We start from the raw sequence: 19,690 nt of genomic DNA on the forward strand, positions 1-19,690 counted from the left end.
CCCGGGGGCCGGGGCCGGCTGGGGGGGGTCCCCCAGCCGCACCGCAATAATACCCTCCCCCCCCCCCCCCGGCCCCCCGCCGACGGAACGTTCCGTCGGCGGGCGCCTCGCATCCACGGATACCCTTGACCGGTGACCGACGCCCAAGAGACCGCAGCAGACCGCACACTGCGCATCCCCGGCGGCGCTGCGACACCAGCAGCTGCCACATCCCGTCCGGACCTCCCCGCGCCGGTCCCCTTGCTGGAGCCCCGAGAGGGCATTCCCCCGGTCACCGCGACCCCCGAGGCGCTGGCCGAGGTGGTCGCGGCCTTCGCGGCCGGCTCCGGCCCCGTGGCCGTCGACGCGGAGCGCGCCTCCGGCTACCGCTACGGGCAGCGCGCGTATCTCATCCAACTCCGCCGGGAGGGCGCGGGCAGCGCCCTGGTCGACCCGGTCGGCTGCCCCGAGCTGTCGGTGCTGGGCGAGGCGATCGGCGACGCCGAGTGGGTGCTGCACGCCGCCACCCAGGACCTGCCGTGCCTCCGCGAAATAGGCATGAGCCCGAGCCGGCTGTTCGACACCGAGCTGGCCGGCCGGCTCGCCGGCTTCGCCCGCGTCGGTCTGGGCGCGATGGTCGAGAACGTGCTCGGTTACGCGCTGGAGAAGGGCCACTCCGCCGTCGACTGGTCCACCCGCCCGCTCCCCGAGCCCTGGCTGCGCTACGCCGCGCTCGACGTGGAGCTGCTGGTGGACCTGCGGAACGCCCTCGAGGAGGAGCTGGAGGAGCAGGGCAAGCTGGAGTGGGCCCGTCAGGAGTTCGCGGCCATCGCCGCCGCGCCCCCGGCCCCGCCCCGCAAGGATCCCTGGCGCCGCACCTCGGGCATGCACCGGGTGCGCCGCCGCCGGCAGATGGCCGTGGTCCGGGAGCTGTGGACCGCCCGGGACCGGATCGCCCAGCGGCGGGACGTCTCGCCCGGCAAGGTGCTGGGCGACGCGGCGATCGTGGAGGCCGCCCTCGCGCTGCCCGCCGACGCCCAGGCCCTCGCGGCGCTGCCCGGCTTCGGCAACCGGATCGGGCGCAAGCAGCTCGACCAGTGGCATGCGGCGGTGGAGCGGGCCCGGGCGCTGCCCGACGCGGAGCTCCCCCAGCCGGGGCAGCCGGTCGCCGGACCGCCGCCGCCCCGTGCCTGGGCCGACAAGGACCCGGCGGCGGCCTCCCGGCTCTCGGCCGCGCGGGCCGCGGTGACGGCGCTCGCGGAGAGCCTCGACCTGCCGCAGGAGAACCTGATCACCCCGGACACCGTGCGCCGGCTGTGCTGGGAGCCCCCTGCGGAGCCGACGGTGGAGGCGGTCTCGGCCTTCCTCACCGCGCACGGCGCCCGGCCCTGGCAGATCGAGCAGACGGCTCCGCTGCTGGCGGGAGCGCTGTCGATCACCGCGGTCTGATCGAGCCGCCCGGCGCGGCGCAGGAATGTCCCGGAGGGGGCGACGCGGACGGCGTCGCCCCCTCGGGCCGTCCAGGCGCCCGCCGCCCGTCATCGCTCCGGCCGTCCGCGCGTCCGCCGCCGTTCATCGCTCCGGCCGTCCGGGCCCCGCCGGCCACTCCCCCTCCGGCAATCCGGGCCCCGCCGACTCTTCACCCCTCCGGCCGTCCGGCCTTCCGGGGCGCCCCAAGGGCCGGGGCGCGGGATTCCGTTTCCGCCGCTCCGAGGGGTCCGGACGAGCGGCTCCGACGGCGCGTCGACTGTGATCTGTACCGCTCCGGGCGGCAGGACTGGGCAGGCTGGTTACCCGCAAGTAGCATGGCGGTGAGAGCCGCCGCAGGCAGCACCGTGCCCGTTCCGCATCAGGAGGAGAGCCAAGTGCCTCGTACCGCTAGGGACGTCGTCTTCGTCGACGGCGTCCGCACCCCGTTCGGCAAGGCGGGCCCGAAGGGCATCTATCACGAGACCCGGGCCGACGACCTCGTCGTCAAGTGCATCCGCGAACTGCTGCGCCGGAACCCGGACCTGCCCGCCGAGCGCATCGACGAGGTGGCGCTCGCCGCCACCACCCAGATCGGTGACCAGGGCCTGACCCTCGGCCGCACCGCGGGCATCCTCGCCGGTCTGCCGCAGTCCGTGCCCGGCTACTCCATCGACCGCATGTGTGCCGGTGCGATGACCGCCGTCACCGCCACCGCGGGCTCCATCGCCTTCGGCGCCTACGACGTCGTCGTGGCCGGCGGTGTCGAGCACATGGGCCGTCACCCGATGGGTGAGGGTGTGGACCCCAACCCGCGCTTCGTGTCCGAGAAGCTCGTCGACCAGTCGGCGATGTTCATGGGCATGACCGCCGAGAACCTGCACGACCGGTTCCCGCACCTCACCAAGCAGCGCGCCGACGAGTACGCGGTGCGCAGCCAGGAGAAGGCCGCCAAGGCGTACGCCGACGGCAAGATCCAGGCCGACCTGGTGCCGGTGTCCGTCCGCCGCACCAACGCCGAGGCGGGCGAGACCGGCTGGGGCCTGGCCACCGCCGACGAGCCGATGCGCCCGGGCACCACCCTGGAGAGCCTGGCCGGTCTGAAGACGCCGTTCCGTCCGCACGGCCGTGTCACCGCGGGCAACGCCGCGGGCCTGAACGACGGCGCCACCTCCTCGCTGCTCGCCGCCGAGGACGTGGCCCGGGAGCTCGGCCTGCCGGTCAAGATGCGCCTGGTCTCCTACGCCTTCGCCGGCGTGGAGCCCGAGGTCATGGGCATCGGCCCGGTCCCCTCGACCGAGAAGGCCCTCGCCAAGGCCGGCCTCTCGATCGACGACATCGGCCTGTTCGAGATCAACGAGGCCTTCGCCGTCCAGGTGCTGGCCCTGCTCGACCACTACGGCATCGCCGACGACGACCCGCGCGTCAACCAGTACGGCGGCGCGATCGCCTTCGGCCACCCGCTCGCCTCCTCCGGTGTCCGGCTGATGACGCAGCTGGCCCGGCAGTTCGAGGAGCAGCCGCACGTGCGCTACGGCCTGACGTCCATGTGCGTCGGCTTCGGCATGGGCGGCACCGTGATCTGGGAGAACCCGCACTTCGAGGGGGCAGGCAAGTGAGCACCGCAGAACTTCTCAAGGGAGCTGCCGAGCTGTTCCCCGACGAGGTCGTGACCCAGGCGCACGTACGCCACCTCGACCTCCCCCAGGGTGCGGGCCGTTTCGCCCTCATCACCCTGGACAACGGCCTGGACCACACCAAGCCGACCACCTTCGGCCCGCAGTCGCTGGCCAACCTCAATGTCGCGATCGACCAGGTCGAGGCGGAGGCCGCGAACGGTGAGATCGTCGGCGTCGGGATCACCGGCAAGCCGTTCATCTTCGCCGTCGGCGCCGACCTCAAGGGCGTCGAGCTGCTGAAGCGGCACGAGGACGCGCTGGCCATCGGCAAGGGCGGCCACGACGTCTTCAAGCGGCTGTCGTCGCTCGCGGTGCCGACCTTCGCGTACTACAACGGTGCCGCCATGGGCGGTGGCGTCGAGGTCGGTCTGCACTGCAGCTACCGCACGGTGTCCGCGGCGCTGCCGGCGTTCTCGCTGCCCGAGGTCTTCCTCGGCCTGGTGCCCGGCTGGGGCGGCTGCACGATCCTGCCGAACCTGATCGGCGCCGACCGTGCCGTCAAGGTCGTCATCGAGAACTCGCTCAACCAGAACAAGCAGCTCAAGGGTGCTCAGGTGCACGAGCTCGGGATCGCCGACGCGATCTTCGAGGGCGCCGACTTCCTGGAGCAGTCGCTGATCTGGACCGCCTCGGTGCTGCGCGGCGAACTCGCCGTCGAGCGCCCCGAGATCGACCGCGGTGAGGGCTGGGACCAGGCCGTCGCCCGTGGCCGCGCCGTCGCCGACGGCAAGGTGCACGGCGCCGCCCCGGCCGCCTACCGCGCGCTGGACATCATCGAGGCCGCCAGGAACGGCGACCTCCAGCAGGGCTTCGACGCCGAGGACCAGGCCCTCGCGGACCTGATCATGGGCGGCGAGCTGCGCAGCGGCATCTACGCCTTCAACCTGGTGCAGAAGCGCGGCAAGCGCCCGGCCGGCGCGCCGGACAAGAACCTGGCCCGCCCGGTCAGCAAGGTCGGCGTCGTGGGCGCCGGTCTGATGGCCTCCCAGCTGGCGCTGCTCTTCCTGCGCCGCCTCGAGGTGCCGGTCGTGCTGACCGACATCGACCAGGAGCGCGTCGACAAGGGCGTGGGCTACGTCCACGCCGAGATCGACAAGCTGCTGCTCAAGGGCCGGGTCAACCAGGACAAGGCGAACCGCCTCAAGGCCCTGGTCACCGGCTCGCTCGACAAGGCCGCCGCCTTCGGCGACGCGGACTTCGTCATCGAGGCCGTCTTCGAGGAGATGGGCGTCAAGCAGAAGGTGTTCGCGGAGGTCGAGGCGGTCGTTCCGGCCCACGCGATCCTCGCCACCAACACCTCCTCGCTGTCGGTCACCGAGATGGCGTCGAAGCTCCAGCACCCGGAGCGGGTCGTCGGCTTCCACTTCTTCAACCCGGTCGCGGTCCTGCCGCTGCTGGAGATCGTCCGCGGTGCGCAGACCGACGACGCGTCGCTGGCCACCGCCTTCGGTGTCGCGAAGAAGCTGAAGAAGACCGCGGTCCTGTGCAAGGACGCCCCGGCCTTCGTGGTCAACCGGATCCTCACCCGCTTCATGGGCGAGATCCAGAACGTCATCGACGAGGGCACCCCGGTGGTGACCGCGGAGAAGGCCATCGAGCCGCTCGGCCTGCCGATGTCCCCGCTGGTGCTGCTGGAGCTGGTCGGCCCGGCCATCGGTCTGCACGTGTCGGAGACCCTGCACGGCGCGTTCCCGGAGCGGTTCACCGTCTCCAAGAACCTGGCCGCGGTGGTCAAGGCCGGCAAGCGCGGCTTCTACGTCTACGACTCCGGCAAGCCGGAGCTGGACCCCGAGGTCGCCGCCCTCCTGGTGCAGGGCGACACCGTCCTGACCGAGGAGCAGGTGCGCGCCCGCGTGCTGGACGCCGTGGCTCAGGAGATCGGCCTGATGCTGGACGAGGGCGTCGTGGCGGAGGCCCAGGACATCGACCTGTGCCTGATCACCGGCGCCGGCTGGCCCTTCCACCTGGGCGGCATCACGCCGTACCTGGACCGCGAGGGTGTCTCGGAGCGGGTGAACGGCAAGCGGTTCCTCGAGCTCGGCGTCGCGAGCGTCCCGGCGTAACGACCGCGGGAACCCCACGGTCCGGCTGAAGCGCCGGGCCCGCGCCCTCCTTTCGCGGGGGCCGGGCCCGGCGCTTCGTGCTGTGCGGCATGTCTGCTGTTCTGCTGTGTCGCATTCGTTCTGTGCCGCCTTCGTGCTGTGCCGCACCGGGAACGCCGAAGGGCGGGCGCGGCGGCGGACGGCCGTGACAGGCTGGCTCCGTGGAGACGGCAGAACGGCCCCTGGTGATCGTGGACGCGGCCAACACGGTGGGATCCGTCCCGGACGGCTGGTGGCGGGACCGGCACGGTGCCGCCGAACGCCTGCGGGACCGGCTGGTCCGGGTGGCGGCCGAGGGGCTGCCACCGGCGCGGAACGTGCCCGAGTGGGCCGTGAACACTCCGGTGGACGTGGTGCTCGTGGTCGAGGGCGCGGCACGGAACGTGGAGTCGGTACCGGGGATCCGGGTGGAGCCGGCGTCCGGGAGCGGCGACGACCGGATCGTGGAGGTGGCCCAAGAGGCCTCGGGGCGGCGGACGCTCGTCATCACCTCCGACCGGGAGCTGCGCCGGCGGGTGGCCGAACACGGGGCCGCGTACGCCGGTCCGCGTGCCGTGCGCCCGGAGGCCCGGGAGAAGGACTGAGCGCCGGGGAGGTCCGGGGCGGCGCCTCCTGAGGGATGTCAGGAGGCCCGTGAGGCCGTCGGAGGGCTCGGAGAGGGCTCGGAGGGCTCGGAAGCAATGCCGGCATGCGCGTGGGGCCCCGGGCGGCTGCCCGGGGCCCCACGCGTGCGGTGTGTGCGGTGCGGTGCCGTCAGCGCCGCGTCGACGTCGGGTTCATCCGGCTGTGCTTCCGCCCGTAGAGGAAGTACACGATGACGCCGAGGATCATCCAGCCGCCGAACCGCACCCAGGTCTCGGCCGGCAGGTTGATCATCAGCCAGAGCGAGGCGCAGACCGACAGGATCGGCAGGACCGGAACCCACGGGGTGCGGAAGGCGCGGGGCAGGTCGGGGCGGGTGCGGCGCAGGACGATCACGCCGATGGCCACCACGACGAAGGCGAACAGGGTGCCGATGTTCACCAGGGTCGCCAGCTCGGAGATGCTGGTGAAGCCCGCGATGACGGCGATGACGCAGCCGAGCAGGATCGTCGGCCGGTACGGGGTGCCGAAGTGCGGGTGGGTCTTGGAGAAGAACCGCGGCAGCAGCCCGTCCCGGCTCATCGCGAAGAACACCCGGGTCTGACCCAGCAGCAGAATCATGCAGACCGTGGTGAGTCCGACGGCCGCCCCGAAGCTGATGGCGCCCGCGTACCAGGGATGGCCGGTCGCCTTGAAGGCGTCCGCGAGTGGCGCGTCCACCGACAGCTCCGTGTATTTCTGCATGCCGGTGACCACGATCGAGACCGCGACGTAGAGCACGGTGCAGATGAGGAGCGAGCCGAGGATGCCGCGCGGCATGTCCCGCTGCGGGTTCCGGGTCTCCTCGGCCGTGGTGGCGACGACGTCGAAGCCGATGAAGGCGAAGAAGACCACCGAGGCCGCGGTGAAGATGCCCTGCCAGCCGAAGGTCGTCGGCTCGTAGCCGAACATCAGCTGGACCAGGGGCGCGTCCAGGCCGGAGCCGGCGACCTCCCCCGAGGCGGGCGGGATGAACGGGTCGTAGTTGGCGCCGTCGATGAAGAAGGCCCCGGCGATGATGACGATCAGCACCACCGTCACCTTGATGCCCACCACGAGGGCGGTGAGCCGGGCGGACAGCTTCACCCCGACGACCAGGATCACCGTCAGCAGCAGCACCAGCAGGAACGCCAGCAGGTCGAAGCCGACGCCCTCCGTCACCACGTCGGGACCGGACAGGTAGTCGGGCAGGTGCCAGCCCGCGTTGTCCATCAGCGACCGCACATAGCCCGACCAGCCGACGGCGACCACCGCGGTGCCCAGGGCGAACTCCAGCACCAGGTCCCAGCCGATGATCCAGGCCGGGAGTTCGCCGATGGAGGCGTAGCTGAAGGTGTACGCGGACCCGGCCACCGGCACCGTCGAGGCGAACTCGGCGTAGCAGAGGGCCGCCAGGGCGCACACGATGCCCGCGGCCACGAAGGCGAGGGCGGTGGCGGGTCCGGCGTTCTCCTTCGCCACCGCTCCGGTGAGGACGAAGATGCCGGTGCCGATGATGACACCGACGCCGAAGACCATGAGGTCGAAGGCGGAGAGGGACTTGCGTAGCTGGTGCTCTGGCTCCTCGGTGTCCTGGATGGACTGCTCGACCGTCTTGGTCCGGAAAACGCCGCCTCCCACATCGCGGCTCCTGGGTTCCTGCATGCTGCTCACCGGCGCACCTCCACGCTTGGCCGTCCGCGATACGTTCTCGCACCCGGGCGGCAGGGCCGGGGCCACACCCGGAGGGAGAAGGGGATTCACCCGAGGGAGTCGGCGGGCGACACATGCAATGGGCCGGTCGGAGTACCCGTCAGGTGCTCCGACCGGCCCGGTGCCGGTGTGCGTCGGTTCGAGGTCAGTCGCGGGTGGCCTCGGCCGGCTCGTCCTCGTAGCGGCCGTCGAGCTTGGCGACGAGACCGGTGACCTGGCGGGCGATGTCCGGCGCGGTCAGGCCGATCTCCGCCATGACCTCCTTGCGGGAGGCGTGGTCGAGGAAGCGGGCCGGGATGCCGAAGTCGCGCAGCGGTACGTCGACCCCCGCGTCGCGCAGGGCCTGGGAGACGGCGGAACCGACGCCTCCGGCGCGGCAGTTGTCCTCCACGGTGACGACGACCCGGTGCTGCTCGGCGAGGGCGGGCAGCTGCTCGTCGACCGGCTTGACCCAGCGGGGGTCGACCACGGTCGTGGAGATGCCCTGCTTGTCGAGGAGACCGGCGATCTCCAGGCACATCGGGGCGAGGGCGCCGACCGAGACCAGGAGGACGTCGGCGGAGGAGGCGTCCTCCGGCTTGTGCAGCACGTCCATGCCGCCGACCCGGCCCACGGCCTGGACCGCCGGGCCGACCGCGCCCTTGGAGTAGCGCACCACGGTGGGGGCGTCGTCGACCTCGACGGCCTCGCGCAGCTGGGCGCGGACCTGGTCGGCGTCGCGCGGGGCGGCGATCCGCAGGCCGGGGACGACCTGGAGGATCGACATGTCCCACATGCCGTTGTGCGACGCGCCGTCCGTGCCGGTGACCCCGGCGCGGTCCAGCACGAACGTCACTCCGCACTGGTGCAGGGCGACGTCCATGAGGACCTGGTCGAAGGCGCGGTTGAGGAAGGTGGCGTAGACGGCGAAGACCGGGTGCACGCCGCCGGTGGCCAGGCCCGCGGCCGAGACGGCCCCGTGCTGCTCGGCGATGCCGACGTCGTAGACGCGGTCCGGGAACGCCTTGGCGAACTTGTCCAGGCCGACCGGCTGGAGCATGGCCGCGGTGATGGCGACGATGTCCTCGCGCTCGTGGCCGAGCTTGACCATCTCCTCGCCGAAGACCGAGGTCCAGTCGGCGCCGGAGGCGGCGATCGGCAGACCGGTGTCGGGGTGGATCTTGCCGACGGCGTGGAAGCGGTCGGCCTCGTCCTGGAGGGCGGGCTGGTAGCCGCGGCCCTTCTCGGTGAGGCAGTGCACGATGACCGGGCCGCCGAAGCGCTTGGCGCGCTGCAGGGCGGACTCCAGGGCCTCCAGGTCGTGGCCGTCGATCGGGCCGACGTACTTCAGGCCCAGGTCCTCGAACATGCCCTGCGGGGCGATGAAGTCCTTCAGGCCCTTCTTGGCGCCGTGCAGCGTCTCGTAGAGGGGCCTGCCGACGACCGGGGTGCGGTTGAGCACCTCCTTGCCGCGGGCGAGGAAGCGCTCGTAGCCGTCGGTGGTGCGCAGCGTGGCCAGGTGGTTGGCGAGGCCGCCGATGGTGGGCGCGTAGGAGCGCTCGTTGTCGTTGACGACGATGACGAGCGGGCGGTCCTTGGCGGCGGCGATGTTGTTGAGCGCCTCCCAGGCCATGCCGCCGGTCAGGGCGCCGTCGCCGATGACCGCGACGACGTGGTCGTCCTTCTTGCGCAGCTGGTTGGCCTTGGCGATGCCCTCCGCCCAGCCCAGGACGGTGGAGGCGTGGCTGTTCTCGATGACGTCGTGCTCGGACTCGGCGCGCGAGGGGTAGCCGGACAGCCCGCCCTTGCTCTTGAGCTTGGAGAAGTCCTGGCGGCCGGTGAGCAGCTTGTGCACGTAGGACTGGTGCCCGGTGTCGAACAGCACCTTGTCCCGCGGGGAGTCGAACACCCGGTGCAGGGCGATGGTCAGCTCGACGACACCGAGGTTGGGCCCCAGGTGTCCACCGGTCTTGGAGACGGCGTCGACGAGGAAGGTCCGGATCTCTCCCGCCAGCTGGTCCAGCTGCTCCGGACCGAGCCGGTCCAGATCGCGCGGTCCCGTAATGCGGGTCAGCAGCGCCACCCGTGCCTCCTTGCTGTCGAGTTTCGCCTGTCGATCCTTGCCGGTCCGACGAGTCTAATCTTCCGCCCGTGGCGGCGTGGGAGGGGCCGTGGCGATCTACGTCACGCGAATGGCGCAGACGTGATAAAGCGCACGTGCCCGGCGCCGAGGAGGCGCCGGGCACGTGCGGGGGCGGGGCCGGCCGGTCAGGTGCGGCCCGCCGATTTCTGGGTCCGCCGGGAGACCGAGTCGATCACGACGGCGGCCAGCAGCACCGCGCCGGTGATCATGTACTGGATCTCGCTGGCCATGCCGAGCAGGTTCAGACCCTGCTGGATCGACTGGATGACCAGCATGCCCAGCAGCGCGGACCAGATCTTGCCGCGTCCGCCGAAGAGGCTGGTGCCGCCGATGACGGCCGCGGCGATCACGTTCATCAGGACGTTGCCGGCGCCCAGGCTCTTGGTGGCGCCGCCGGACTGGCTGGCGATGAACAGTCCGCCGACCACCGCGAGCGTGCCGGCGATGGTGAAGACCGAGATCCGGATCCACTCGACGTTGATACCGGCGCGGCGGGCGGCCTCGGTGCTGCCGCCGACCGCGAAGATCTGCCGGCCGTAGGTGGTGCGGCGGACCACGAAGTCGGTGAGGACCAGGACCGCCAGGAAGATCACCAGGGCGAGCGGCAGGCCGCGCGACTGGTTGAGCTCGTAGGCGGCGGCGAACACGACCACCGCCAGGACGGTCGTCCGCAGCACGATCTCGCTGGTCGGGCGGGCGGGCAGCTGCGCGGCCCGCCGCCGGCGGGTGTCCAGCAGCATGGAGGCGAGGTAGGCGAGCACGGCCACCAGGGCCAGCCCGTAGGCGGCGGCGATGTCCTCGAAGAAGTAGTTGGTGAGGTTCTCCACGATGCTGCCGCTGGGCGTGTTGATGCTGCCCTCGCTGCCCATCAGCCAGATCTGCAGACCGCTCCAGCCGAGGAAGCCGGCCAGCGTCACCACGAACGCCGGGACGCCGATCCGGGCGAAGAAGAAGCCGTGGAAGGCGCCGATCAGGGCGCCCGCGGCGATCGCGGCGAGGACGGCGACTCCGTCGTTCATGCCGTGCGAGACGCTGAGCACCGCCCAGATGGCGGCGCCGACACCGGCGACCGAGCCCACCGACAGGTCGATCTCGCCCAGCAGCAGGACGAAGACGATGCCGACGGCCATGATGCCCTGGCCGGCGATGTAGATGCTGATGTTGCTGAGGCTGTCGGCGGCGAGGAAGCTCGCGTCGAGCGACTGGAAGATGATCCCGATGGCGATCAGGCCGAGGACGACGGGGATCGAGCCGAGCTCGCCGCCGCGCACCTTCCGCTTGAACTCGGTCAGATAGCCCTTGAGGCCCTCTTCGCGGACCAGCAGCCGGGGGTCGACGGCGGGGATGGGCGCCGCGCTGTCGTCGACGACGGTGACGGCGCCGCCGTCCTCCGGGGTGCTGCCGTCGTCCTGCAGCGGGTCCTTGACGGTGTCGCTCATGTCGCCGCCTCCGCGGTCCGCGCCTGACGGCGGGTCACGGCGTTGTCCGTGGCACCCGTGATCGCCGCGATGATCTCTTCGTGGGAGGTGTCCTTGACCGGGAAGACACCGTTGTTGCGTCCGAGGCGCAGCACCGCGACGCGGTCGGCCACGGCCTTCACATCGGCCATGTTGTGGCTGATGAGGATGACGCCGAGACCGCGCTCGCGGAGCCGTTCGACCAGGTCGAGGACCTGCGCGGTCTGTTCGACGCCAAGGGCCGCGGTGGGCTCGTCGAGGATGACGACCTTGGGCTCGCCGATCAGCGCGCGGGCGATGGCGACGACCTGGCGCTGACCGCCGGAGAGGGACGCGATCGGGATGCGCACGCTGGGGATGCGGATGGAGAGCGTGTCCAGCAGCTCCTTGGCCCGCTTCTCCATCGCCACCTCGTCGATGACGCCGGCGCGGCGCAGTTCGCGGCCGAGGAAGAGGTTGGCGACGACGTCGAGGTTGTCGCAGAGCGCGAGGTCCTGGTAGACGGTGGCGACGCCCAGCTCCTGGGCGTCGTGCGGGCGGTCGATGCGGACCGGCCGGGCTTCCCACTCGATGACGCCCTCGTCGATCGGGTGCACGCCCGCGATCGTCTTGACGAGGGTGGACTTTCCGGCGCCGTTGTCGCCGACGAGGGCGACCACCTCGCCGGGGTGGATCTCCAGATGGACGTCGGTGAGCGCCTGGACGGCGCCGAACCGCTTGGAGACCCCGCGCAACGCCAGCACGGGCGTAGCGGACACGTGAATCATCTCCTTCGCCGCCGGGAGGGCGGGGGTGCCGCGCAGGGGAACGGTGCGCGGTGGACGGGGGAGGAAGGGGGACCGCGGGGATTGTCCGGCAGCCGCCCCGCCGGTGGCGTGGAGGCGGGGCGGGCGCCGGGACGGGCTTCCGGCGTACGGCCGGGGGCCGTACGCCTGTCGGCCCAACGGGCGGCGGGTCCGTGGCGGACCGGCCGGCGGGAGGCGGGCGGCCGCGCGGCGCGGGAGGCGGACCGGCCGGCCGCGCGGCGCGGGAGGCGGGCGCGGGCGGCCGGGCCGCTACTTGATGCCGGCTGCCTTGCAGGCCTTGGCGAAGTCGGCCGTGCAGATCTGGTCGGCCGTGTACACCTCGTCCTTGAGGATCGTGTCCTTGATGTTGTCCTTGGTCACGATCGTGGCGTCGTAGAGCTTGGTGGGGATGCCCTTCTTGCTCTTGCTGGCGGCCGTCTCCGGGGCCACGGAGTCGATCTTCTCGCCCTTGAGGAGCTTCACCGCGATCTCGGCGGTGGTCTCGGCCTCGGGCTTGATGCCCTTGTAGATGGTGAAGGTCTGCGAGCCGCCGAGGATCCGCTGGAGACCGGCGAGCTCGGAGTCCTGGCCGCCCACCGGGACGTCCTTGATGCCGGAGGACTTCAGGGCGGTGGTGATGCCGCCGGCCATGCCGTCGTTGGCGGAGTAGACCGCGTCGAAGCCGTCCTTGCCGAGGGAGGTGATGGCGGCGGCCATCTTGCGGTTGGCCTCGTCCGGGGACCAGTCGGGGATGTCCTGCTCGTAGACGACCTTCTTCACCTTGCCGTCGAGCACCTTGTGGGCGCCGGCCTTGAAGAGGGCGGCGTTGGGGTCGGTCGGCGAGCCGTTGATCATCACGACCCGGCTGTCCTCGGCGTCGTCGCCGAGCGCGTTGAGCACGCCCTCGCCCTGGAGCTGGCCGATCTTCTCGTTGTCGTAGGACACGTATGCCGAAATGTCGCCCTCGGCGAGCCGGTCGTAGGCCACGACCTTCACGCCCTTCCTGGCGGCGGCGTCCACCCAGGACCGGGTGGCGGTGGCGTCGACCGGGTCCAGGATGATGACCTTCACGCCCTTGGTGATCAGGGCGTCGAACTGCTTCTTCTGGGTCTCGGTGTCCTGGTTGGCGTTGTTGTAGGCGACGTCGCAGTCCTTGCAGAGGGACTTGATCTTCGCCTTGATGAGCGGCCGGTCGAAGGTCTCGTACCGGGTCGTCTTGTTCTCCGGCAGCAGCAGACCGATGGTCTTGTTGTCGCCGTCCCCGCCTGCGCTTCCCGCCTTGCCGCACGCGGCCATGGACAGCGCCATGGAGACAGCGGCCGTACCGATCACGACGCGACGCATCGTTGCGTTCATGTGGAACCTCCCTGACGAGGCCGCGACGTGGGCGGCCGAGGTGGCTGGAAGTCAACTCGGCCGCCCGTCGGGCGTCAAGAAGTAAATTCTTAACGAGATGGCAACGGTGCCATTCGTTATCTAAGTGAAGGCAGGCGCCGCAGCGGGTACAGAACCGTCCAAAAGGGTGGAATCGCCCATCTCGTTGAGGACGAGCGCCAGCGCGCCGAGCACCTCGGCGCGGCCGCCGAGGGCCCCCGGGACGACCGACAGCCGCCGCGCCGCGCTGGGGATCGCGTACCGCGCGACCGACTCCCGGATGGGCGCCAGGACCAGCTCGCCGGCCTCCGCGAGGTCCCCGCCGAGCACCACCCGGCTGGGGTTGAGCAGGTTGCAGAGGTTCGCCACGCCGCTGCCGATGTGCCGGCCCACGTCGCCGATCACCCGGCGGCAGCCGGGGTCGCCCTCCCGGGCGAGCTGCACCATGCGCTCCACGGTCAGGTCGGGGCCGTGGCTGGAGTGCAGCAGCCCCAGGATGTAGCGGGCCGCGGTGAAGGTCTCCAGGCAGCCGCGGTTGCCGCAGCGGCACACCGGCCCGGACTCGTCGAGCGTGATGTGCCCGATCTCCCCGGCCGTGCCGCCGGGCCCGCGGTAGATCTGTCCGTTGATCACCAGACCGGCGCCGACGCCGCTGGCCACCTTGATGTACGCCAGGTCCTTCACCCCGCGCCCGCCGCCCCAGACCAGCTCGCCGAGGGCGCCCAGGTTGGCGTCGTTGTCGACGTGCACCGGCACCCCGAGGCGCTCCGAGAGCTCCTCGCGCGGGTTGATGCCCACCCAGCCCGGGAGGATCGCGGTGGAGCCGAGGGTCCCGGTCTCCACGTCGATCGGGCCGGGCACGCCGAGGCCCACCCCGATGACCTTGTCCGGACGGATGTCCGTGCCCGCGATCAGGCGGTTGACCAGCAGTTCCGCCCGGTCGAAGCCCTGGGCGGCCGAGGCGTCGACATCCAGCGGCTCGGACTCCTCGGCGAGCACCTCATGGGCCAGGTTGCCGATCGCGACCCGCAGGTGGGTGTGGCCGAAGTCCACACCCACCACGACGCCGGCGTCCCCGCTCAGCGAGACGCTGCGGGCCCGCCGGCCCCCCGCCGACGTGGGGGTGACCTGGACCGTTCCGCCGTCCTTCAGCTCCCGGACGATGTTGGAGACCGTGGCGGCGGACAGCCCGGTGCTCCGGGCGATCTCCGCCTGGGTGAGCGAGCCGGCCAGCCGCACCGCGCGGACGACGCGCTCCAGATTGGCCCGGTGCAGCGACGACTGCGATCCCGGAGTCTCCACGCTCTGATCACTCCCACCTGGGGCAGGACGGAGCCGCGCCGATGAGACCCCGTCGTATACAACATATGAACTCTAAGCAGAGCCCCAGACGTTGTTTCCCGTCAAGGCCTTGAGCGGTCCAGGCATCGGATGAGCGCCATGCTATGCAGCCTGTCGGGACCTGCTCGCCCGGAGCAGGAAAGGGAACGGGTAGGAGCCCGCTCCCGGCCGAATGGCCGGAAACGGACCCCGCCCGAGGGCACCGGACGGTGCGGATCAGCCACGTCGCGCGTGCCCGCGTCCGTGCCCGTGGCCCTCACGGCGGCCCGACCCGTCCGTGTGCGGCGTCGGCAGCACCGTCGACCCGGAGGAGCAGCAGATCGAATGTCGGGCCGTCGGCCGTGTTCAGGTAGGGGCCTGCGCAGGTGTATCCGAGGCGGGCGTAGAGGTCATGTCCACGGCGGTTGGACGGCAGTGCCAGCAGGGAGGACCAGCGGGGGTTGATGGCGGTCAGGAGCGCATCGTGCAGGCCTGTGCCGATGCCCCGGGACTGCCACGGCGGCCGGACCGCGAGCTCGCAGAGTCCCATCAGCCGCTCGGTCCGGGCCCCTGCCGGGACCCGCTCGGCGAGATCGTGCCCGAACCAGTAGGCGGCGGTGCAGGGGAAGGCGTAGCCGAACCCCACCGGCGTACCGGATGCGTAGCCCAGGACCATCGTGAAGCCTTCGTGCTTGAGGTGGCCGGTTATCTGGCGGCGCAGCGCCGGGACGGACAGGCCGGCGAACTCGTCGGAAGGGTGGTCCACCAACTCGGGGTGAGCGTCGGCCCAGATGTCGGCGACGACGTCCAGCAGGGGCGAAACCTGCCCGGGCCCGTAGATGCGGATCACCGTCTCGTCGCTGGTGCTCGGTGCGGTCACCGGTCTCCTCCTCAACTGCTGTCCCGGGCGACCCCAGAAGGCCCCGGCGGGCCCACTCCACCGACCGCCGGGGCCTTCCCCGTCCGGCCCGACCTCCCTCGCCGCTCCCGCTACTTGAGCGCCCCCGCGGTGAGGCCGGCCTGTACCTGTCGCTGGAAGACGATGTACACGGCGAGCACCGGCAGCATGGCCATGACCAGACCGGCGAAGAGCCCCGACCAGTCCCCCTTGTACCCCTGGCTGACGGCGAGCTGGACCAGGCCCTGGGTGAGCAGCTTCCGGTCCGGTCCGGTGTTGAGCACCGTCGGCAGCAGGTACTGGTTCCACTGCCCCAGGAAGTTGAAGATTCCGACGCTGATCAGGCCGGGCTTCGCCATCGGCAGCATGACCTGGAAGAACGTCCGGGTGTGCGAGGCCCCGTCGATCAGCGCCGCCTCCGCCACCGAGGTGGGCAGGGTGCGGAAGAAGGCGGTCAGGAAGAAGACGGTGAACGGCAACGAGTAGGCGATGTAGGCCAGGATCAGGCCGTGGTAGGTGTTCAGCAGCCCCATGTTCTTCATGACGAAGAACAGCGGCACCAGCGCGAGGATGACGGGGAAGCTCATCCCGCCGACGAACAGGTAGTACAGGAAGCGGCTGCCCGGGAACTCGAAGCGGGCCAGCACATAGGCGGCCATCGAGCCGAGCAGCATGGTGCCGATCAGCCCGCCGCCCACGACCACCGCGGTGTTGAAGAAGTAGTCCCCCATGTGCGCCTTGGTCCAGGCGCGCGTCCAGTTGTCCAGATGCAGGGCGGACGGCAGCGCCCAGGGCGAGGTGAAGATCTCCCGGTCGTCCTTGACCGAGCTCATCACCGCCCAGATCAGCGGCATGGTGACCAGCAGCCCCCAGACCACCAGCACACCGTGCGAGAACACGTTGAGGACGCGGCCCTCGCCGTCCGACCCGCGGTCCGGGCGGCCACCGCCGGCCCCGAGCACCCCCCGCTGCCGCGGCAGGGCCGGCGCGGGGGCACCGGGGACGGGCCGCCCGTCCGCCTTCGTCACGCCCGGGAGGTCCGAGGGTTCTGCTTGCGCGGTCACGGTGCTACCCCCAGGTCGGCGTTCGGGCGGTGGGTCCGGTGCGGCGTCCTCGCGATCGGTAACGCCGTCACAGCCATCGGTGCGGCCGTTAAGGCCATCGGTACGGCCGTCCCGGTCGTCAGTCCTGCCGCTGCGGCCCTCGGTACGGCCGTCCCGGCTCTCGGTCCTGCCGTCGTGATCATCGGTGCCGCCGTCCCGGCCCTCGGTACGGCCGTCCCCGCCACCGTCGTCCCCGTCGTCGTCCCCGCCATCAGTACTCCAGCCGCTCGCGCCGGCCGAGCTTCATGACGACGAACGCGAACAGCAGGGTGACGATCAGCAGGGCCACGCCGAGCGAGGTCGCGTAGCCGGCCTGTCCGTCCCGGAACGCCTTGGTGTAGAGGAAGAAGGACAGGACCTCGGTGGAGTAGGCCGGTCCGCCCGGCCCCACCGTCATGATCTGCACGACGGCGAAGGAGAACGCGTCGAGCGAGAGGATCCCCATGTAGATCCAGCCGGTCTGCACGGTGTCCCACAACAGCGGCAGCGTGATCCGCCAGAAGGTGTGAAAGCGGTTGGCCCCGTCGAGCAGCGCCGCCTCGTAGAAGTCCTTCGGGATCGAACTCATCCCGGCGGAGAAGAGCACCACGTAGAAGCCGACATTGCTCCAGACCATCACCGCCATGACGCACCACAGCGCCAGATCGGGATCGCCCAGCCAGTCGGGCTGCACCGAGTCCAGCCCGACGGCCTGGAGGAACGAGTTCAGCGCACCGCTGTTGGGGTTGTACGCGAACTGGAACAGCAGCGCGACGATGGCGATCGAGAGGACCTGCGGAAAGAAGTAGACGATCTTGTAGAGGCCGGAGCCGCGCACTCCGCCGATCGCCGCGTTCTTCCGGCGCCGGCCGCCGACGTTCAGCATGAAGGCGAGGAACAGCCCCAGCCCGAGCGTCACCAGCGGCAGCACGAGGAGCAGCAGCAGGTTGTTGCCCAGCGCCGTCCAGAAGATGTCGTCGAGCAGCATCCGCTGGTAGTTGCGGAGGCCGACCATGGAGAAGTCGGGGCTCAGCCCGGTCCAGTCCGTGAACGAGTAGTAGATGGCCTGGACGAAGGGCGAGATCACGAAGACTGCGTAGATCGCCAGAGGCAGGGCCAGAAACCCCGCGACGAAGCGGTACTTGCCGTGCTGCATTCCCTACCGACCCCGATCCTCCCCTGAGGGCGCCGCCGCTGGTGACGCGTTGGTCCGCAACGTCAGTGCCGGTACTTCTTGACGGCGTCGTCCTTGGCGGTCTCGTCGGCGAACTTCTGGCACTTCGCGACGCACTCCACCGGGGTCATCCGGCCGGCCATCATCTCGCCGAGCGCGGCGACGCCGATCTTCTCCTTCTGCAGGGCGACGTACCAGTCCTGGATCCGCGGGTTGACGATGTTCTCCCCGGCCTTGTCCAGGGCCTCGGTGGCGGACTTCAGCCCCGGCGGGAGGGTGAGTCCCTCGGTGCCGCCGTTGAGGGAGGTGAGCGAGGAGACCTGCCGGGTGAAGTTCTTCGACGACTTCTCGCCGAGCATGATGCGCAGCAGCTCCATGCCGCCCTGCGGGTTCTTCGCCGACCGGGGCACGACGAACGGCTCGCCGCCGGACGCCCACAGGGTGCCGAACGGCATCCGGTCGGAGGAGTCCAGGCCCGACGGCGCGCCGACGGTCATCCCGAACCCCTTGGGCGTGGTCTTCTTGGCCTCGTTCTCCACCCAGGAACCGTTCGGTATGAACAGGGCCTTGCCGCCGGTCCATGCCGTCTGCGCCTCGATGTGCGTCAGGCCGGGCGTCCCCTTGAGGATGTAGCCCTTCTGGTGGAGTTCGTAGTACGCCTCGAAGGCCGCCTTGACCGCGGGGTGCTTCCAGGCGTTCGGCTCCAGGTTGTCGATCGCCTTCAGGACGTCGGCGCCGCCGATCTTGGCGATGAACGGGTAGAGGCTGAACGGCAGGTAGTAGGGGTACTTGCCGGGGTAGGTCCAGCCGGCGATGCCCTTCTTCTTGGCCGCGGCACAGACCTTGAGCATGTCGTCCCAGGTCTCGGGGTACTCCCAGTCGTTCTTCTCCAGGGTGGAGCGCGAGTACCAGACGCCGTAGACCGTGTAGGCGTAGTAGAGGATCCAGACGGGCTTGCCGTCGAACTGCCCCATCTCCACGACGCCCGGCCGCAGGGTGTCGCGGACCTTCTTGGACGGGTCGTCCACGGACGGGGCGTCGAGCAGTTCGGTCAGGTCGGTGAGCTGGTTCTTCGACACCAGGGTGCCGAAGTCCATCTGTTCGGCACCGGAGTTGTCGATGAGGTCCGGCGGGGTCCCGCCGTTGAACCGGGGCTGGAGCGTGGACTGGATCTTCTGGGTGGAGGCGTGCGCGACCTTGGCCTTGGGATACGCCTTCCGGTACTCCGCCTCCGCGTCCTTGGCGTACTGCTCTCCGAAGCCGCCGTCGAAGATGACAACGTCCAGGGGGGCTCCGGCGTTGACGCCGAGCGGGTTCTTCTCCGACTTCTCGCCCTTGTCGACCGGCTTGTCGCCGTCGCTCTCGCTGGTCGCACACGCGCTGAGCGCGCTCATCGACGGCACCGCGATCAGGCCGAGCGCCGCCGCCCTCCTGATCACGTCACGACGCCCGTACTCAGAGGTGGATCCCATGCTCAAGTCCTCGCCTTCTCCAGGACTCAGGCGGTGTACGGGAGCCTGCCCGGCACCGCGGTCGTTGAAGCTCGGGTCGTGCAGGGTGTGCGCCGGGATGACTGGAGTACCGCGGCGACCGGCGCTCCTCGCGCCCCGCCGCACCCGTCCCTCCGGGTCCGTGACCGCCTGGGGCCTGTCTGCCCTACGGCCCTCGGACGCCGACAGGTATAGTCCATTCGCGGTCAACTGGGCAAGATCGAATACAAGTTTGGACAACAGATTTCCCGAGTTGAGACCTCGGCCGCATGCGGGTCTCCGGCGCCCGGACAAAAGCGGAACGCACGGCGTGCCCCACCCGGCAATCCGCCGATGACCCGTCAGAGTGGTACCACCCGCCGCCTTGACACCGTCCGCCCCATCCACCATTACTAAGCTCTGCGCAACCGGTGTGACAACGTTGTCGAATTCGTTGGAGGGGCTGGAC

14 protein-coding genes are annotated in these 19,690 nt (G+C 70.6%); 4 read left to right on the plus strand and 10 right to left on the minus strand.

The window, feature by feature from the left end:
• Positions 1–132: 132 nt before the first annotated feature.
• The 4 genes from ABT112_RS27680 to ABT112_RS27695 all read left to right on the plus strand — a co-directional run bounded on the left by ABT112_RS27680 (position 133) and on the right by ABT112_RS27695 (position 5,811).
• Positions 133–1,428, plus strand: coding sequence for an HRDC domain-containing protein (locus tag ABT112_RS27680; RefSeq protein WP_351514094.1), 1,296 nt, complete (start codon positions 133–135; stop codon positions 1,426–1,428).
• A 416-nt stretch (positions 1,429–1,844) separates the two neighbouring features.
• Complete coding sequence (locus ABT112_RS27685) at positions 1,845–3,065, plus strand: thiolase family protein (protein ID WP_351514096.1); 1,221 nt, start codon at positions 1,845–1,847, stop codon at positions 3,063–3,065.
• The gene (locus ABT112_RS27690; protein WP_351514098.1) at positions 3,062–5,188 is read left to right on the plus strand and encodes a 3-hydroxyacyl-CoA dehydrogenase NAD-binding domain-containing protein; all 2,127 of its coding nucleotides are present in this window, start codon (positions 3,062–3,064) and stop codon (positions 5,186–5,188) included. Before ABT112_RS27685 ends, ABT112_RS27690 begins: the two co-directional genes overlap by 4 nt.
• A 200-nt stretch (positions 5,189–5,388) precedes the next feature.
• Entirely contained in the window at positions 5,389–5,811 is a 423-nt protein-coding gene (locus ABT112_RS27695) for a PIN domain-containing protein (protein ID WP_351514100.1), read from the plus strand.
• A gap of 169 nt (positions 5,812–5,980) precedes the next feature.
• Here ABT112_RS27695 and ABT112_RS27700 read toward each other — a convergent pair whose 3' ends face one another.
• The 10 genes from ABT112_RS27700 to ngcE form a co-directional block, all read right to left on the minus strand.
• Complete coding sequence (locus ABT112_RS27700) at positions 5,981–7,492, minus strand: amino acid permease (RefSeq protein ID WP_351514149.1); 1,512 nt, start codon at positions 7,490–7,492, stop codon at positions 5,981–5,983.
• 193 nt (positions 7,493–7,685) lie between these two features.
• The gene (gene dxs, locus ABT112_RS27705) at positions 7,686–9,602 is read right to left on the minus strand and encodes a 1-deoxy-D-xylulose-5-phosphate synthase (protein ID WP_351514102.1); all 1,917 of its coding nucleotides are present in this window, start codon (positions 9,600–9,602) and stop codon (positions 7,686–7,688) included.
• A 185-nt stretch (positions 9,603–9,787) separates the two neighbouring features.
• Entirely contained in the window at positions 9,788–11,101 is a 1,314-nt protein-coding gene (locus ABT112_RS27710; protein WP_351514104.1) for a sugar ABC transporter permease, read from the minus strand.
• Entirely contained in the window at positions 11,098–11,886 is a 789-nt protein-coding gene (locus ABT112_RS27715) for an ATP-binding cassette domain-containing protein (protein ID WP_351514106.1), read from the minus strand. The genes ABT112_RS27710 and ABT112_RS27715 overlap by 4 nt, the downstream gene beginning before the upstream one ends.
• Before the next feature lie 288 nt (positions 11,887–12,174).
• Positions 12,175–13,260: a sugar ABC transporter substrate-binding protein gene (locus ABT112_RS27720; RefSeq protein ID WP_351514108.1), complete on the minus strand. Its 1,086-nt coding sequence runs from the start codon at positions 13,258–13,260 to the stop codon at positions 12,175–12,177.
• A 120-nt stretch (positions 13,261–13,380) separates the two neighbouring features.
• Entirely contained in the window at positions 13,381–14,580 is a 1,200-nt protein-coding gene (locus ABT112_RS27725; protein WP_351514110.1) for an ROK family transcriptional regulator, read from the minus strand.
• A gap of 295 nt (positions 14,581–14,875) precedes the next feature.
• Positions 14,876–15,478 carry a GNAT family N-acetyltransferase gene (locus ABT112_RS27730; RefSeq protein ID WP_351514112.1) on the minus strand — a complete coding sequence of 201 codons (603 nt, stop codon included), beginning with the start codon at positions 15,476–15,478 and terminating at the stop codon, positions 14,876–14,878.
• A gap of 110 nt (positions 15,479–15,588) precedes the next feature.
• Positions 15,589–16,560 (minus strand): carbohydrate ABC transporter permease, encoded by a 972-nt coding sequence (locus tag ABT112_RS27735; protein WP_502975469.1) that lies wholly within the window; start codon positions 16,558–16,560, stop codon positions 15,589–15,591.
• Positions 16,561–16,810: 250 nt separating this feature from the next.
• Complete coding sequence (locus ABT112_RS27740; protein ID WP_351514114.1) at positions 16,811–17,734, minus strand: carbohydrate ABC transporter permease; 924 nt, start codon at positions 17,732–17,734, stop codon at positions 16,811–16,813.
• A gap of 62 nt (positions 17,735–17,796) precedes the next feature.
• A complete protein-coding gene (ngcE, locus tag ABT112_RS27745) occupies positions 17,797–19,224 on the minus strand; it encodes an N-acetylglucosamine/diacetylchitobiose ABC transporter substrate-binding protein (protein WP_351514116.1) in 1,428 nt (475 codons plus the stop codon).
• Between the last annotated feature and the right edge of the window lie 466 nt (positions 19,225–19,690).

Origin of the sequence: Streptomyces sp. NPDC002055 (assembly GCF_040296705.1) — a bacterium.
Classification (GTDB): domain Bacteria; phylum Actinomycetota; class Actinomycetes; order Streptomycetales; family Streptomycetaceae; genus Streptomyces.